The 16,596-nt window shown below is 26.3% G+C and carries 17 protein-coding genes; 9 read left to right on the top strand and 8 right to left on the bottom strand.

Annotated elements, in window-relative coordinates:
• The 9 genes from AC8IGH_RS02435 to AC8IGH_RS02395 all read left to right on the top strand — a co-directional run.
• The coding region (locus AC8IGH_RS02435; RefSeq protein ID WP_507419128.1) for a glycosyltransferase at nucleotides 1-626 on the top strand (626 nt) is incomplete at its 5' end.
• Between the two features lie 2 nt (nucleotides 627-628).
• Nucleotides 629-1,267, top strand: coding sequence for an RlmE family RNA methyltransferase (locus AC8IGH_RS02430; RefSeq protein WP_507419127.1), 639 nt, complete (start codon nucleotides 629-631; stop codon nucleotides 1,265-1,267).
• A 30-nt stretch (nucleotides 1,268-1,297) separates the two neighbouring features.
• The gene (guaB, locus tag AC8IGH_RS02425) at nucleotides 1,298-2,752 is read left to right on the top strand and encodes an IMP dehydrogenase (protein ID WP_507419126.1); all 1,455 of its coding nucleotides are present in this window, start codon (nucleotides 1,298-1,300) and stop codon (nucleotides 2,750-2,752) included.
• A 1-nt stretch (nucleotide 2,753) separates the two neighbouring features.
• Nucleotides 2,754-3,179, top strand: a complete 426-nt coding sequence (locus AC8IGH_RS02420; RefSeq protein ID WP_507419125.1) for a tetratricopeptide repeat protein — start codon at nucleotides 2,754-2,756, stop codon at nucleotides 3,177-3,179.
• On the top strand, nucleotides 3,179-4,741 hold the full coding sequence (gene guaA / locus AC8IGH_RS02415) for a glutamine-hydrolyzing GMP synthase (protein ID WP_507419124.1): 1,563 nt from the start codon (nucleotides 3,179-3,181) through the stop codon (nucleotides 4,739-4,741). Before AC8IGH_RS02420 ends, guaA begins: the two co-directional genes overlap by 1 nt.
• The gene (gene panB / locus AC8IGH_RS02410) at nucleotides 4,732-5,547 is read left to right on the top strand and encodes a 3-methyl-2-oxobutanoate hydroxymethyltransferase (protein ID WP_507419123.1); all 816 of its coding nucleotides are present in this window, start codon (nucleotides 4,732-4,734) and stop codon (nucleotides 5,545-5,547) included. Before guaA ends, panB begins: the two co-directional genes overlap by 10 nt.
• Nucleotides 5,544-6,176, top strand: coding sequence for a tetratricopeptide repeat protein (locus tag AC8IGH_RS02405; protein WP_507419122.1), 633 nt, complete (start codon nucleotides 5,544-5,546; stop codon nucleotides 6,174-6,176). The genes panB and AC8IGH_RS02405 overlap by 4 nt, the downstream gene beginning before the upstream one ends.
• Nucleotides 6,177-7,475 carry a PQQ-binding-like beta-propeller repeat protein gene (locus AC8IGH_RS02400; RefSeq protein ID WP_507419121.1) on the top strand — a complete coding sequence of 433 codons (1,299 nt, stop codon included), beginning with the start codon at nucleotides 6,177-6,179 and terminating at the stop codon, nucleotides 7,473-7,475.
• Entirely contained in the window at nucleotides 7,475-8,308 is an 834-nt protein-coding gene (locus tag AC8IGH_RS02395) for a GTPase (protein ID WP_507419120.1), read from the top strand. Before AC8IGH_RS02400 ends, AC8IGH_RS02395 begins: the two co-directional genes overlap by 1 nt.
• Before the next feature lie 2 nt (nucleotides 8,309-8,310).
• On the opposite strand, the gene purF is transcribed toward AC8IGH_RS02395, so the two are convergent.
• The 8 genes from purF to rpsF form a co-directional block, all read right to left on the bottom strand.
• Nucleotides 8,311-9,762 (bottom strand): amidophosphoribosyltransferase, encoded by a 1,452-nt coding sequence (gene purF, locus AC8IGH_RS02390; protein ID WP_507419119.1) that lies wholly within the window; start codon nucleotides 9,760-9,762, stop codon nucleotides 8,311-8,313.
• Nucleotides 9,763-9,765: 3 nt separating this feature from the next.
• Entirely contained in the window at nucleotides 9,766-10,314 is a 549-nt protein-coding gene (locus AC8IGH_RS02385; protein WP_507419118.1) for a CvpA family protein, read from the bottom strand.
• Nucleotides 10,307-12,763 (bottom strand): efflux RND transporter permease subunit, encoded by a 2,457-nt coding sequence (locus AC8IGH_RS02380; protein WP_507419117.1) that lies wholly within the window; start codon nucleotides 12,761-12,763, stop codon nucleotides 10,307-10,309. The genes AC8IGH_RS02385 and AC8IGH_RS02380 overlap by 8 nt, the downstream gene beginning before the upstream one ends.
• Nucleotides 12,764-12,765: 2 nt before the next feature.
• Nucleotides 12,766-13,848, bottom strand: coding sequence for an alanine racemase (gene alr, locus AC8IGH_RS02375; RefSeq protein WP_507419116.1), 1,083 nt, complete (start codon nucleotides 13,846-13,848; stop codon nucleotides 12,766-12,768).
• A gap of 6 nt (nucleotides 13,849-13,854) precedes the next feature.
• The gene (locus tag AC8IGH_RS02370; protein WP_507419115.1) at nucleotides 13,855-15,294 is read right to left on the bottom strand and encodes a replicative DNA helicase; all 1,440 of its coding nucleotides are present in this window, start codon (nucleotides 15,292-15,294) and stop codon (nucleotides 13,855-13,857) included.
• Between the two features lie 81 nt (nucleotides 15,295-15,375).
• Nucleotides 15,376-15,834 (bottom strand): 50S ribosomal protein L9, encoded by a 459-nt coding sequence (gene rplI, locus AC8IGH_RS02365; protein ID WP_507419114.1) that lies wholly within the window; start codon nucleotides 15,832-15,834, stop codon nucleotides 15,376-15,378.
• 2 nt (nucleotides 15,835-15,836) lie between these two features.
• Nucleotides 15,837-16,118 carry a 30S ribosomal protein S18 gene (gene rpsR, locus AC8IGH_RS02360; protein WP_507419113.1) on the bottom strand — a complete coding sequence of 94 codons (282 nt, stop codon included), beginning with the start codon at nucleotides 16,116-16,118 and terminating at the stop codon, nucleotides 15,837-15,839.
• Complete coding sequence (rpsF, locus tag AC8IGH_RS02355) at nucleotides 16,118-16,450, bottom strand: 30S ribosomal protein S6 (RefSeq protein WP_507419112.1); 333 nt, start codon at nucleotides 16,448-16,450, stop codon at nucleotides 16,118-16,120. Before rpsF ends, rpsR begins: the two co-directional genes overlap by 1 nt.
• Nucleotides 16,451-16,596 lie beyond the last annotated feature (146 nt).

The following is a 16,596-nucleotide window of genomic DNA, read 5'->3' as shown; positions in this document are numbered from 1 at the left end:
CAGGATTTAAAAAATATCTTTGGATTGATGCTGACGCATGGGTAAATGATTGGTCAGCTGTTGAGCTGTATTTTCGAGGAAGTGACAATAAAACTTTGTCAATTTCTACTTCTGCTGATCGAGCTTATGGAAGAGTTTTAAGAGCTGATTGGATATTTAGCAACATTGCTTTTATAAAATCACAAAACTATAAGCATGCTAAAAGTTCCGGTTTTTCAAATGAGATATCAAGAGAAGTCGCTCTCAAGCCACATTTGAATATTGGAGTATTTTGCTTAGAAAATGATGCTCCTCATTGGTTAGTTTGGCAAAAAAATTTAAGACAGGCTTTAAAAAAAGGAAGAATTTTTGGATCAGAACAAGTAGCAATGAATATTTCTGTGTATGTAGATAATATGAAAGTTGAGATATTACCCGCTTACTGTAATTGGTATGCGCTTGATAAATTAAAATATGATCATATTAATAAAACTTTTGTAGAAAATTATTTACCTAATCATAAGATTGGTATTATTCATTTAGCAGGCAAACATAATGACAAATATAGACTTTCAAGTAATAGTTTTATCGAATTAGTTACACTTGATAATAAAATCGTAAAAAAAAATATAAGATTTGTTAAGTAGTTTTGAAAAAATTTAAAAATAAAAATTTAACAGCAAGTTCTAAAAATTGGATCGCTCGACAATTTAATGATCCTTACACTAAGTTAGCTAAATTAAAAGGCTACAGATCTAGATCGGCTTTTAAACTTATAGAAATTAATAAAAAATTTAAATTTTTAAAGAATAATTTAAATATTGTAGATTTAGGAAGTGCGCCAGGAGGATGGTCTCAGATTTGCGCTCAGATTAATAAAGATGGTAAAAATTTATCTATAGATATCTTGGATATGAATAAGATTGATAATAATTTTTTTTATAAGAAAGATTTTAATGAATCTGACTTTTTAGATTTTGTTAATAATTTTTTTGATAAAAAAAAAGTTGATGTGGTGTTGTCAGATATGGCAGTGAATACAACAGGTAACAAAGACTTAGATTCTATAAAAACAAATTCTATAGCGTTAGATGTTATTATTTTATCTAAAGCGATTTTGAAACCAAAATCCTTTTTATTAGTTAAAATTTTTAGTGGAAAAGATGAAAATATCTTAATTACAAATGCTAAAAATTATTTTAAAAATATTGAAAGAATTAAACCAGAATCTAGTAGAAAAGAATCTAGAGAAATGTATTTATTATGTAGAGATTTAAAAACTATTTGACTTCTAGTTTTTAATATAATAAATTTATACATGGAAATCCCCGAAGCATTAACTTTTGACGATGTCTTACTTGAACCTAGACATTCTTCAGTTTTGCCTAAAGAGACTGTAGTTTCGACCCAATTATCATCATCAGTATCGCTTGGAATACCTCTTATTGCTTCAGCAATGGATACGGTTTCAGAATATAAATTGGCAATTGCTATGGCTCAATCTGGAGGAATGGCATGCATTCATAAAAATATGAGCATAGCAGATCAAGTTAATCAAATTAAATTAGTTAAAAGATTTGAGTCTGGAATGGTAATCGATCCTATAACGATTGATGCTGAAGCATCGTTGTTTGAAGCAACAGAATTAATGAAAAATCATAAAATTTCAGGAATCTTAGTTGTTAGTAAAAATCATAAATTAGTTGGAATTTTGACTAATCGTGACGTTAGATTTGTAACTGATAAAAAAATTAAAGTTAAAGATCTAATGACTAAAAAATTAGTCACAGCAAAAGTTGGTACATCTTTAGCAGAAGCAAAAAAAATATTATTTAAAAACAAAATAGAAAAATTAATTATTGTAGATAACAATTTTAAATGCAAAGGTTTGATTACTGTAAAAGATATTCAAAAATCTCAAATTTATCCAGAAGCAGCAAAAGATAAAAATGGATCTTTAGTAGTTGCTGCTGCAGTTGGAACTGGATCAGAAAGTTTTCAAAGAGCAGAACACTTAGCGGAGGCTGGAGCAGATGTAATTATTTTAGATACTGCTCACGGACATTCAGTTTCGGTACTAAAAACATTAGAAAAGATTAAAAAAAATATTAAGACAACAATCATAGCTGGAAACATAGCTACAATTGAAGGAGCAAAAGCATTAGTTGATTATGGAGCTGATGCGGTTAAAGTTGGCATCGGTCCAGGATCAATTTGTACAACAAGAATTGTTGCTGGAGTTGGAGTTCCTCAGTTTACAGCTATATATAATGTTGCAAAATCAATAAAAAATAAAAGAATTAAAATTATAGCTGACGGCGGAATAAGATATTCTGGCGATATTGCTAAAGCTATAGGAGCAGGAGCAGATGCTGTAATGATAGGATCATTATTTGCTGGAACAGAAGAGAGTCCAGGAGATGTTTTTTATTATCAAGGTAGAAGTTATAAATCTTATAGAGGCATGGGATCTATAGGAGCAATGTCCAGAGGATCAGCTGATAGGTACTTTCAACAAGAAATTAATGATTCACTAAAACTTGTTCCTGAAGGTATAGAAGGAAGAGTTCCTTATAAAGGACCTGTCAGAGCAGTTATTCATCAATTAATTGGAGGATTAAAGGCATCAATGGGATATGTTGGAGCTAAAAATATTTCAGAATTAAAGAAAAAAGCAAGATTTGTTAAAATTACTAATTCAGGATTAAAAGAAAGCCACGTACACGATATACAGATTACAAAACAATCACCTAACTATCCGTTCGAGAGTTAAAATGAAAAATTCCATTAAATATTTTTTAACAATAATTTTATGTATTCCAGCATTTGAATGTTTTGCGGCTAATTTTGATTATTTTAATCAAGGTCAAAAGTTTTTTAATGAAAATAATTTTAAGGATGCAAAATATTATTTTGAGAAAGATATTGTATTTAATACTAAAAATGAAAAATCGTATTTATATTTATCTAAAATATCAGCGATTAATAAAGATAATAATCAACAAAAAAATTATTTAGACACAGTTTTAGTTTTAAATCCAAAAAATGAAGAAGCTTTATATTTAAAAATTTTATTAAACATTGAAGAAGGAGACTTTAAAAAAGCTCAAGAAAGTAATTTAATTTTTACAAAAGTATGTAAAGAATTATGTTCAAAAAAAAATGATTTATCAAAAATGATCATAATCGATAAGAAATAATGAAAGATATTTCTTATATTGATAAAATAGTCATAATAGATTTTGGATCTCAAACTACACAACTTATTGCGAGAAGGATAAGAGAGCTTGGCGTTTATTGTGAAATTTTAAGTTGTTATAAAACTAAAAATTTAAAGAATGAACATAATTTAAAGGGAATTATTTTATCAGGTGGTCCATTATCAATTACAAAAAATTCTTATTTAGGTGTCCCAAAACAAATATTAGATTTTAATAAACCAATTTTAGGTATTTGCTATGGACATCAACTATTAGCCAAAGAGCTTGGAGGAATAGTAAAAAATTATAAAAAGAGTGAATTTGGAAGATGTGATATTTTTAGTAATAAATCATCTATTTTAACTAAAAATTTTTTCAATAAAGATAAAAAAACTCAAGTATGGATGAATCATAATGATGTGGTAATAAAAATACCAAAAGGATTTCAGGGTTTAGCTTCAAGTGCTGACTATAAATATTCAATTATTCAAAATCTTAGTAAAAAAATATTTGGCGTTCAATTTCATCCTGAAGTAATTCATACTAAAAATGGGAATATTTTATTTAAGAATTTTTTATTTAATATTTGCAAGTTAAAAAGAAATTGGAATTCAAAAAATCAAATAAATTATCTAATAAAAAATATCCAGTCCGAAGTTAGAGATGAAAATATTTTATGCGCTTTATCCGGTGGAGTAGACAGTAGTGTTTTAGCTGCATTATTATACAAAGCCATTGGAAAAAAATTACATTGTTTTTTTATAAATACAGGGTTGTTAAGAAAAAATGAGGCATTAGAAGTAATTAATGTTTTTAAAAAGAATTACAAAATTAAATTAAATTATGTTGATGCATCATCAATTTTTTTAAATGCCTTAAAAAATATCACTGATCCCGAAACTAAAAGAAAAATTATTGGTAAAATTTTTATAAAAATTTTTGAAAAAGAATCCAAAAAATTTAAAAAAATTAAATATTTAGCCCAAGGAACGTTGTACCCAGATGTTATTGAAAGCCAAAGTCATCATGGAGGTCCTTCTTCAGTAATAAAATCACATCATAATGTTGGAGGTCTACCAAAAAAAATGAAATTTAAATTAGTTGAACCTTTCCGAGAGCTATTTAAAGATGAAGTTAGAAAAATAGGACTTAGCCTTAAATTGTCTAAAGAAATTATTTTTAGACATCCTTTTCCAGGACCTGGTTTAGCAATTAGAATTCCAGGAAAGGTTGATAAAATTAAAATAAAGATTTTACAAGAAGCAGATAAAATTTTTATTAATGAATTAAAAAAAAGAGATCTTTACAAAGAAATTTGGCAGGCTTTTACTGTTCTATTGCCAATCAAAACTGTAGGTGTAATGGGTGATTCTAAAACATATGAATTTGTTTGCTCGTTAAGAGCGGTAACTTCACAAGATGGAATGACAGCTGATTTTTATAATTTTAAGAATAAAGATTTAGCTGAGATTTCTAATAAAATTATTAATAATGTAAAAGGGATCAATAGAGTTGTTTATGATATTACTTCAAAGCCTCCAGCAACTATTGAGTGGGAGTAAAATTTATGAAAAAAAATTTCACAATAAATAATCTTAAATTAAAAAAATTTAAAAAACCATTAGTATGTTTAACAGCGTACACAACTCCTATGGCAGAAATTTTAGATAAATATTGCGATATTATTTTGGTTGGAGATTCATTAGGTATGGTGTTGCATGGTATGAAATCTACAAGAGAAGTTACATTAGATATGATGATTATGCATGGAAAGGCGGTAAGGAAAGGAATTAGTAAGAGTTTATTAGTAGTCGATATGCCTATTGGAACTTATGAAAAAGATCCAAAATTAGCATTAAAAAATGCAAGGAAAATTGTTAAAGAAACAAATTGTGATGCAGTTAAAGTTGAAGGTGGTGTCAAAGTTTATAAAACTATTAAATATTTAGTAGATAATAATATTCCAGTTATGGGCCATGTAGGATTATTGCCTCAAAGTGTTAAAAAGAATTCAGATTATAGAGTTAAAGGTAAAGATGATTTAAGTTTTAATCAAATTATTCAAGATTCTATTTTTATAGAAAAAGCAGGAGCTTTTTCAGTAGTAGTAGAATGTGTAATTAAAGCTTTAGCGGATAAGATTAATGAAAGTATAAATATTCCGACAATAGGAATAGGTGCATCCAATAAATGTGACGGGCAAATTTTAGTAACAGAGGATTTATTAGGCTTTTCAGAAAAACCGCCTAAGTTTGTTAAGATGTATGATAATTTTAGAGAAAGAACAGAAGTTTCAATAAAAAAATTTGTAAAAGATTTAAAGAATAATAATTTTCCTAATATTAAAAATATGTATCAAATTAAATGAGTCAAATTTTTAGTGAAATTGAAGAAGATCTAAAAAAAGATAAATTTCTAAATTTATACAAAAAGTATAAAGTTTTAATTATCATAACTATTTCTTTAATTTTTTTAACAATAGTTTTTATAGTTAGCAAAAATATTCTTTTTGAAAGTAGATCCAAAAAAAACACCCAAGAGTATGTAATAATTTTAAATCTTATTTATGATAAAAAAATTGAAGAAGCAAAAAAAAGACTCAATCTTTTAAAAGAATCTCAAATTAATTTATATAGAGTATTAGCTATTTCCAAACTTCTTGAATTATCTAAAGAAAATAAAAGTGAACAAATTTTATTATTAGATTATGCAATTAATTCTAATATAGAGAAAAATGATAAAGATTTATTTAAAATCAAAAAAGCATTATTAAATTTTGATAATTTAGATGAATCGCAATTCTTAAATTTATTAAATCCAAGTGATTTTAAAGATTCTCCATGGAGAGTTTTGTCGTTAGAAATATTAGGTGATTTTTATTTAAATAAGGGCCAAAAAATAAAAGCAAAAGATATATATGATCAGGCTATTAGAATTTCAGATATTCCTGAAATTTTTAAGAAGGATTTAGAAAATAAAATTAAAAATATAAAATAGATGAAATTAATTATAATATTTTTTTCTTTATTAATATTTTCATGTTCATCCGATAAAGATAAGAAAGTAGACTTGGAAGTTTTTAAAAAACAAGGTGAAAAGATTAATGTTTTTGATACAAATAATATTTTTGATAAAGAGATAAATTCTAAATCGATACTTCAATTAAATCAGCCACAACTTAATAAGAAATGGTCATATGAGCATTTTTCTTCTAATAATTTCTATGAACATTTGGTTTATGAAGGAAAATTTCAAGATCTTTTTAAAAAAAATTTAGGAAATTATATTAATAAAAATAACGATAGTGGATCGTTACTAGTCTCAGAAAAGTTTGTTTTCTTTAGTGATGAAGAAGGAACAATTTATAAATTTGATTTAAAGAATGAAAAAATTATTTGGGAATTAAAGATATATGAAAGATCTTATAATAACTATCCAAAGAATATTGCGTTATTTTTAAATGATGATGTTTTGTATGCTGCAGATAATTTAGGATTTTTATACTCAATTAATACGGAAACAGGAAAGACTATTTGGCAGCAAAATTATGGTATTCCATTTTCATCACATCTTAATTTTTATAAAGGAGTTTTATATGTCGTAAATCAAAATAGTCGACTATATGCTTTCAATCCATCAGATGGTTTAAAAATATGGAGTTTTGAATCTTTGTCAGGTTTAATAAAGCCATCTCGATCAAGCAATATTTCAATTTATGAAAATAAATTATTATTTTCTAATGATCTGGGTGATATAACTGCAATTGATCTAGACCAGCAAGTTATTATTTGGACTAAAAATATTTTATCTCAAAATACTATTTCTAATAATTTAATTTTCAAAATTTCTAATATCTTGATTGATAAAAAAGATGTTTATGTTTCATCTAATAGTGGCGATTTATATAATTTCAATCTTGAAACGGGTGAAATTAAGTGGACGCAAAAAGTATCATCAGTTCAAAATCATATTAGCACAGATAAATTTTTATTCACATTAACTGATAATGGTTTTGTTATTGCTTTCAATAAAATTAATGGAACCATTTTATGGTCTTTAAATATTTTGAAATTTAATAAAGATATTAAAACTACACAAGATTATTATGGTTTGGTGCTTGCATCTAATAATTTGTATGTAGCCACTTCGAATGGAGAAATTTACAAAATATCAGCAATTGATGGTAAATATATTTTTCATAAAAAAATTAATAATGTTCTATCAAGAGCACCGATTATAGTTGATAATAAAATATTAATTCTTAATCGATCTTCTGAATTAATTATACTTAATTAATGGAAAAAATATCATCAGGAGTTATCACTGTTGCAATTGTTGGAAAACCTAATGTGGGTAAATCTACTTTTTTTAATAAAGTTTTAAATAAAGAAATATCTCCTGTTAGTGAAGTTCCTGGAACTACAAAAGATCTATTTATAAATAACATTTCTTATAAAAATAAAATTTTTAAATTAATTGACTCGGGAGGATTAAAACGAAAGGGAAAATCAAAGTCCGATGAGCAACAATATATTACTAAAGAAAGTTTAAAAGCTATTTATCTTGCCGATGTTGTTTTGTTTATGATTGAGGCTGATAAAGAATTTACTAAAACGGATAAACAAATTTGTAGATTAGTATTAGAAAAAGGCAAAGGATTAATTTTTATTATTAATAAAATTGATTTAGTTGATGAATTAAAAAAGATTAAAAATGAATATATTTATTATATAAAAAATTTATTTTCAGATGCATTATTAACTGACCCTTTTAGTATCTGTTCCCTAAAATTAGATTTTCCAAAAAAAATATTTGATGAAGTTATTAGTATTCATACGCGTTTAAGAAAAAATTTTGATAATAAAGATTTAAACCAAACTTTGCAGGATGCTATAAATAAAAATAAAATTCCTGTATATTCAAAATTTCGTCCAAAAATTAAATATATTAAGCAAGTAAGTACAAGACCAATTATGTTTAAAATTTTTGGCAACCAAGCAAATAAGCTTTCATTAGATTATAGAAAATATTTAGCAAAAAGTTTAAGTAAAAAATTTAATATCAAAGGTTTTAAAATTTTTTTAAAATTTGTTGGAGCAGAAAATCCTTTTAGATCGAAAAAATATTAAAATTATCTAATATTGCTCAAGAGAGATAATTGGTTATCTTTCACGTTTCTATTGGATTGATCTAAAGGTGGAATTGGATAGTCTCCTGTAAAGTAATGATCTGTAAACTCAGGATTTAAATTATTACGTTTTTGATAACCCATAGCTTTGTAAATTCCATCTATAGATAAGAATTTTAAAGTTTTAACGCCAATATATTTAGTCATTTCATCTAATGACATAATAGATGCTAAAAGTTGATCTTTGTCCGGAGTGTCAATTCCATAGTAATCTGGATACATGATAGGAGGACATGAAATTCGCATATGGACTTCTTTTGCACCTGCATCATACATCATTTGAACTATTTTTTTAGATGTAGTGCCGCGTACTATTGAGTCATCAATTAGAATAATTCTTTTATTTTTAACTAAAGATGCTGTTGGATTGTGTTTTAATTTAACACCCAATTGTCTGATTTGTTGAGTAGGTTCAATAAAAGTTCTCCCTACATAATGATTTCTAATTAATCCCAATTCAAAAGGAATTTCGGATTCTCTAGAATATCCAATTGCTGCGGGAACGCCAGAGTCTGGAACCGCAGATACAATATCAGCATCAACGTTAGATTCTTTTGCCAATTGTTCCCCAAAATTTTTTCTAAATTCATAAACACTTTTTCCAGACATCAAACTGTCGGGTCTTGCAAAGTATATATATTCAAATATGCATGGGCGTGCTTTCATTTTTGGAAACGGCTTGATGCTTTCAAGTCCTTCATTTGTAATAACTATAATTTCTCCATTTTCAACTTCACGAACAAAAGTTGCGCCAATAATATCTAATGCACAAGTTTCAGATGCAAGCACATATGATTTTTTTAATTTACCAAGAACTAAAGGTCTTATTCCATAAGGATCTCTTACACCGATAAGTTTTTTATTTGTAAGCATTACAAGTGCATAACCACCTTGTATTTGAAATAAAGAGTCTATTATTTTATCTATTGTTTTAATTCTTTTGGAACGTGCGATTAATTGAACTATTGTTTCTGTATCAGAAGTCGTTTGAAATATTGCTCCATCTTTAATCATTTTTTCTCTTAGCATTATTGAGTTAGTAAGATTTCCATTATGCGCAATGCTTATACCTCCAGTATACAGATCAGCAAAAAATGGCTGTATATTTCTTAGTACAGGAGCTCCAGTTGTAGAATAACGGTTATGACCAATTGCAAAGTTTCCAGGAAGTTTTTGTATGGTAGTTTCTTTTGTAAAATTATCACCGACAAGTCCTAATCTTCTTTCGGAATAATAATTTTTACCATCGTAAGAAACTATGCCACAAGATTCTTGACCTCTATGTTGTAAAGAATGTAATCCTAAAGCAGTTAAAGCAGAAGCATCAATATGATCAAAGATTCCAAAAACGCCACACTCTTCTTTTAATTTATCAGCGTTTATATCTATAAACATAAATTATTTTTTTAATTTATCTTTAGTTTCATCGAGATATTCATTGCTAAACAGAATTTTTTCATCAAATATTTTTCTTCCAAACTCAATGGCATTATAAGAAGAGCCGTTTTTGAGGAACAATGGCCACTTATCATAGGTATAAATGTAATTTGATAGACTCAGTATTATAACACAATATAGATACCCCGTAATCCCTCCAAATATAAAACCAAATAATTTATCAATCCCACCTAAACCTATCCATTTTATTGATTTTCCTAAAGCTTTACCCAAAACTACAATTAAAAAAAGACTTAATAAAAACACAGTTACACCAGAGATATTTTTAGCTGTTGTTTCATTCTTAATTATTTCATTAATATAAGGAAGTACGTAAGGAATTGAAAATTTAGCGATTACAAAAGCAATAATCCATTTTAAAAAAGATATTACGCTTAATACAAATCCTTTTTTAGTTGATGAGAAAAGATTGAAAATAATTATTACAAATACAATAGTATCAAATGTGTTTATTTTAATTGATTGAAAAAAATTTATAAAATTATCCATTTTTAAATGGTTTTATAATTAAAATTAATTGTGGCATTAAAGTTAACACAAGAGTCATTGCTGTTATCATTGCAAGACCAGTGAAGATTCCAAAGTAAATTGATGGAATAAAATTTGAAAGTATTAATATTGAAAATCCAAAAATAATTGTTAATGATGCATTTACAATAGCTTTGCCAACAGTTTTGTGACAAATTTGTATAGTTTTTTTATAATTTTTATTAATTTTAAATTCTTCTCTAAAACGATAAATGTAATGAATACTATTATCAATGGCTATGCCAACAGTAATTGATGCAATTGTTATCGTCATCATATCTAAAGGAATATTAAACAAACCTAAACTTCCCAAGATAAAGAGCGCGGCAGTAAAATTAGGTATGGCTGCAACGATTGACCACCAAAAAGATTTAAAAAGTATTAGTAACAAAACAAATATGCCTGCAAAGGTTATACCTAAAGTCTTAATTTGTGAGTCAAATAAACTTTGTAATAAATTATTAAATATTACTAATATACCAGTAATTTTAAATTCATCTTTTTTTAATTGCAATTTGTTTTCAAGATCATTTTGAATTTTTATTAATAATTCCTTTCTATTAAGTTCTGGATTAGAATCTATTATTCTTAAGGAAATTCTTGCTTCATTATTATCGATAGAGATGTAAGGAGTTATTATATTTTTCTTAATATCCTCTGGTAATTTACTGTGTAAAATAGCCATTTCTAAAGCTCCTAATTTTTTATTGTCATTTAGTTTTTCACCTAGTTGCAAAACAGAATAAAAAGATAAGACTTTTCCAATTTCTGGCAATGTTTCTAAGTATTTGTGCACATTAACAATGTTATTAATTTTAAAATTTGTAAACCAATAACTATCTTTATATTCATCTGAAGATGAACCTTGAAAAAATTCATCATCAGCTGAGGATGATTTATTTTCCGTTTCTTTAAATTTTAAAATAATATCTAATGGAGTAGTTCCTCCTAATTTTTCATCAATTAATTTCATCCCTTTATATATTTCAGTGTTTTTATCAAAATAATTAATAAAGCTATTTTCAACTTTAAGTTTTGTCATTCCATAAATGCTTAAAATTAAAATAATAGTTGAGAATATAAGAATTAAAAATTTTTGCTTTATTGCAATTGACTCAAAAAATTTAGCTATACTAGATTCATTATTGTTTCGAATAGGTGAAGGTTTTGGTCTAAATTTAATTATTAGATAAGGCAATAGTACGATCGATACAAATAATGAAATAAATAATCCAAGCGTCATCATTAATCCAAAATCTATGACTGGTTTAATGTCACAAAAAATAAATGATAAGAATGCTAAACCAGTTGTTAACACAGCATATAATATAGGAGTAAAAATTTTACTTGTTGTTAGGTAAGTTAAAAAACCTTCTTTTTTTTTCGGAAATTCAGCCTGTAACTGTTTATATCTTTCCACATAGTGAATATTAATTTCCATAGTTAGTATAAGCATAAGAGAAATAAAGTTCGAAGATATAACTGTGACTTTCCAATTAAGATATCCTAGCATTCCAATCATAATCGCTATGGATAAAAAGCAACTTAGAAGCGGGAATATTATCCATCGAATATCTCTAAAAATAAACCATAATGTAATTAGAATAAAAATAAAAACGCCTGATCCAAAAACCTTAATATCTTTTTTAACAAACGATATTAAGTCATCTGCTATCATAGGAATGCCAGAAAGTTTTATATCTGCAATATTTTTATATTTAAAAATATGAGATCTAATTTCTATATTATATAATTCTAGATTTTTATTTTGTTCTTTTTTGAGTCTTTCCAAAACTAATTTATGATCTTCAAATTCTTTTGCATCATTACTAGTAAGTTTGTTGATTTTTTGTTTATTAAGAAAATCTTTATTTATGTTTAATGCTGATAAATATTTTTTATTATCCTTAATATAAACGACCACACCAAAGATTGTTGCCTCATCATTTATTATTAATCTTTTATAGACCGGACTATTTTTTAATTCATTTAATGCTCTGTTAATTTCAATTCCAGAGGTAGTAATATATTGAATATTATTAATCTTTTCGATTAAGGATTGATCTGAACTCTCAAACAATGGAGCATTTAGAATACTGACTGTTTTGCTAACCCAAGAAAAATTTTCAATTTCATTAACAAATTTTTTTAGTTCATTTATTGTTTCACCATTAATATTTTTTTTAGGAGAATATGTAATTACAAAAAAATCTTCAGATGAGTATCTTTCATTTACAGATCTTAAATAATTTAAATCCGGATCATTTTCTAACAAAAGAGAATCGGCAGATGCATCCAGTTGAAAGTTTTTTGCATTATAAATTGATAAAGAAAATGTAAGAATTAGTAGAATAAGTATAAACTTAGGTTGTTCTAAAAGTTTTTTATAAACTAGATTTATAAAATTCATCTTTAATTTAAATAAACCCTCTCACATCTTTCAGAAACAGATGTGATAATATCATAAGGAGAAGTATCCGAAACTTTTGCAAAACTATCTAAATTTAAATTTTTTCCAAATACTTCTAAGTGCTCTCCTATTTTAATTTTATTTTTAACTTTAGTAATGTCTATAATCATTAAATCCATAGATATTCTACCAATCATCGGAAGTTTAATATTTTTGTAAAAGACATGACCTTTATTAGAGATTTTAATTTTAATTCCATCAGCGTAACCAAGAGGAATAGTTGCTGTAACAATATCTTTATTTGCTTTGTAAGTTTGGTTGTAACCTGCTGTTTCTCCTTTTTTAAGAGTATTTATTTGAATTACCGGTGATACTAAAGAAACAACATTTTTTAATTTTTTGTTAAAGAATAATTTTCCTCCATATAAAGCAATTCCAGGTCTTACCATATCAAAATGATATTCTTTACCTAAAAATATTCCACCCGATGCAGCGAGACTAAATTTACAATTTGGAAAATTAAATAACTTTTTTATTTTTAAAAATCTATTTTTTTGAATTTTATTATAATTGCTTTTTTTTTCATCAGCACTCGCAAGGTGAGTGAGTATAATTACTTGTTTAAATCTTTTAATTATTGATTGTTCTTTATAAATTTTTAAAATTTCTTCATTTTGCATTCCAGATCTGCACATTCCAGTATCAACCTGAATAAATAATTTATTAAAGGAATTTCTTTTGATTAAAAAATTTGTCCATTTTTTAAATTGTTCATAAGTATTAAGAACAGGGGTAAAATTATTTTTAAAAAAAATATTTTCTTCATTTTTGTTTAACCCATTTGCAACATAAATATTTATATTTGAAATTTTTTGTTTTATTCTTATAGCTTCTGATATATTTGCTACCCAAAAATCTTTGCATTTATTCTTAATTAAAAATCTCGCAATTTGAATATCGCCAAGACCATAAGCGTTAGCTTTTATAACTGGACAAATAATTGTTTTTGAAAATTTTTTAACAATATTAAGATTATTTTTAATATTATTTAAATTGACTATTAGTTTTGAATGCGAATATTGCATTCAGGGTTAATTATCAAATTTTATATTATTTGCATCTTTAAACTTAGTATAAGCGCTTTCAAATTCTAGATTAATTATACCTGTAGGGCCATGTCTTTGTTTGCCAATTATTACTAGTGCCTGATTATGTACCTGACTCATCTTTTCTTGCCATGTGATGTGTTCAGCTGTTCCTGCTTGAGGTTCGCTTTTTTCTAAATAATATTCAGGTCTATATACAAACATTACTACGTCAGCATCTTGCTCAATTGAGCCTGACTCTCTTAAATCTGATAACTGAGGTCTTTTATCATCTCTTTGTTCAACAGCACGAGATAACTGAGATAACGCTAAAACAGGAACACTAAGTTCTTTCGCTAAAGCTTTTAAACCTTGAGTGATCTCACCAATTTCTTGAACTCTACCTTCGTATTTAAAATTTCCTGTAGTCATAAGTTGTATGTAGTCGACAACAATTAAATCTAAACCATGAAGTCTTTTAATTCGTCGTGCTCTATTTGCTAATGTAGAAATTTTAATTGCTGGTGTTTCGTCGATATAAAGAGGTAGTTCATTAATATTTTTTGATGCCTCAATAAATTTTTCTAAATCTTCCTGAGTAATTTTACCTCTTCTTATATCATTTGATCTGATTCTTGATTGCTCAGCTAATATTCTTGTTGATAATTGTTCAGAGGACATTTCTAAAGAAAAAAACGCGATAGAAGATTTTCCGTCTTTTTTTTCCATAATTTCTTTTGCTGCATGAAAAGCGATATTAGTTGCAAGAGCAGTTTTTCCCATTGAGGGTCTTCCAGCGATAATTATTAAATCTCCCTTATGCATTCCTCCAAGTCTTTCATCAAGATCACGAAGACCTGTCGGAACACCTACAATCCCTTCATCATTTTTAAAGGCTCGCATTGCCATATCAACAGTTTCGCCAAGAGCTTTCTCAAATGACATATACGATCTGTCGAATTTTCCTCTTTCAGCAAGATCAAATAATTTTTTCTCAGTTCCTTCTATTAATTGTTCAGCAGTATGTTCTAAATTTTTATTATTTGCTTCTGTCAGTGTATTTTCTGACAATTCAATAAGTTTTCTTCTTAGGTGGAGATCGTAGATTACTTTTGCATAATCCTTAGCTTGAAAAGCAGATGTTGAAAGTCTTGTAAGTTTTGCAATGTATTCATTTCCACCCAATTCCTTTAAAGATTGATCGTTTTCTAGATAATTTTTTAAAGTAATAGGACTTGCAAGCAATCCTTTGCTGATTAATTTATTTAAATAATGAAAAATTTTTTGATGAATAGGGTCAAAGAAAATATTTTCATTAACAATTGTAGATATTTCGTCAAAGATTTCGTTATTTACTAGAATTGATCCTAATATAATTTGTTCAGCTTCTATATTATTAGGTAATTCTTTAGTTGTATTTAAAATTCTAATGTTTTCCGCACTCATGGAAATATTTAAATTTATTTATGATATGAGTATAGAATAATTTTTAACTCTTAAAATGTGGATAAGTTAATAACTCTGCACTTAAACTATTTTTTCAACCGAAACGACTTTTATTTTAATTGATGCTTGAACATCGGCATGTAAATTTATTATCACGACATAATCACCAATTTTTTTAATTTGCTCTTTTAGCTCAATCATATTTGCCGAAATATTTTTAAAATTATGTGTTTCTAAATTTTGAATAATTTCTTTTATAGTTAAAGAGCCATATAAAGCTCCACCTTCCATGGAATTTTTTGTAATTTTTAATTCAAAGTTGTTTATTTCTTTTTGAATCTTTATTGCCTCATTTTTAAGATCATTATTTTTTTTGTTTAATTCTTCTTTTCTTTTTTCAAATATTGCTAAATTTTCTTTTGAAGCAACTAAAGCTTTATTATGTTTTAAAAGATAATTTCTGGCAAAACCATTGGCAACTTTTACTTTACTGCCGATTTTTCCTAATTTTTTTATATTTTCTAAAAGAATAACTTCCATGATTAGTCCGCCACAAATGGTAATAAAGCTAATATTCGTGCTTTCTTAATTTCATTAGATAACTCTTTTTGTTTTGCATAACAAACAGAAGTTATTCTGCTCGGTAACATTTTTCCTGTTTCTGAAATATATTTCTGAAGTAATTTTAAGTTTTTATAATTAATTATAGGAGCATCTTTTCCGCTCAAAGGACAGTCTCTTGTAAATTTGGTAGTTGCTTTTTGAAAAAGCATTAAATTTGAATTACTGTTTTTTTTAGTTTTTTTAATATTTTTTCTTTTCATTATTTACTTTCATCCTTTTGAACTAATTCTGAATTTTCTTCAGGTATTTTTTTTATTTTAATGGTCATAAATCTTAAAATGTTTGAGTCAATTCTTTCAATTTTTTCTAGTTCTTGAATAATTATTGGCTCTCCAGAAAAATATAAATTGGTATAATAACCTTTTTTAAAATTTTTAATTGGATAAGCTAATTGTCTAAGACCCCAATTTTCTTTTTTTTCAATTTTACCTTTATTTTTTTTTATTAAATCTTCAATTTTTTGGTGAAGATCAGAAAGATCCTTATTATTTAAGCTTTGAGAAGCTATATATGTGTGCTCGTAGTAATTCATTTTAACTTATGGTTGCTTTTAGTTAGCATCCCAGCTTTTATATAAAAGCCGAGAAAGTCTGAGCAATATATAATTTTTTTTTTTTAATACAACAGTGTTAATTTTGTTATAATTACTTACTTAATTATGAAAGCAATCGTATTTCC

Origin of the sequence: Candidatus Allofontibacter sp. (assembly GCF_038145245.1) — a bacterium.
Lineage (GTDB): Bacteria > Pseudomonadota > Alphaproteobacteria > Pelagibacterales > Pelagibacteraceae > Fontibacterium.
This window is presented reverse-complemented; position numbering and strand designations above follow the sequence as displayed.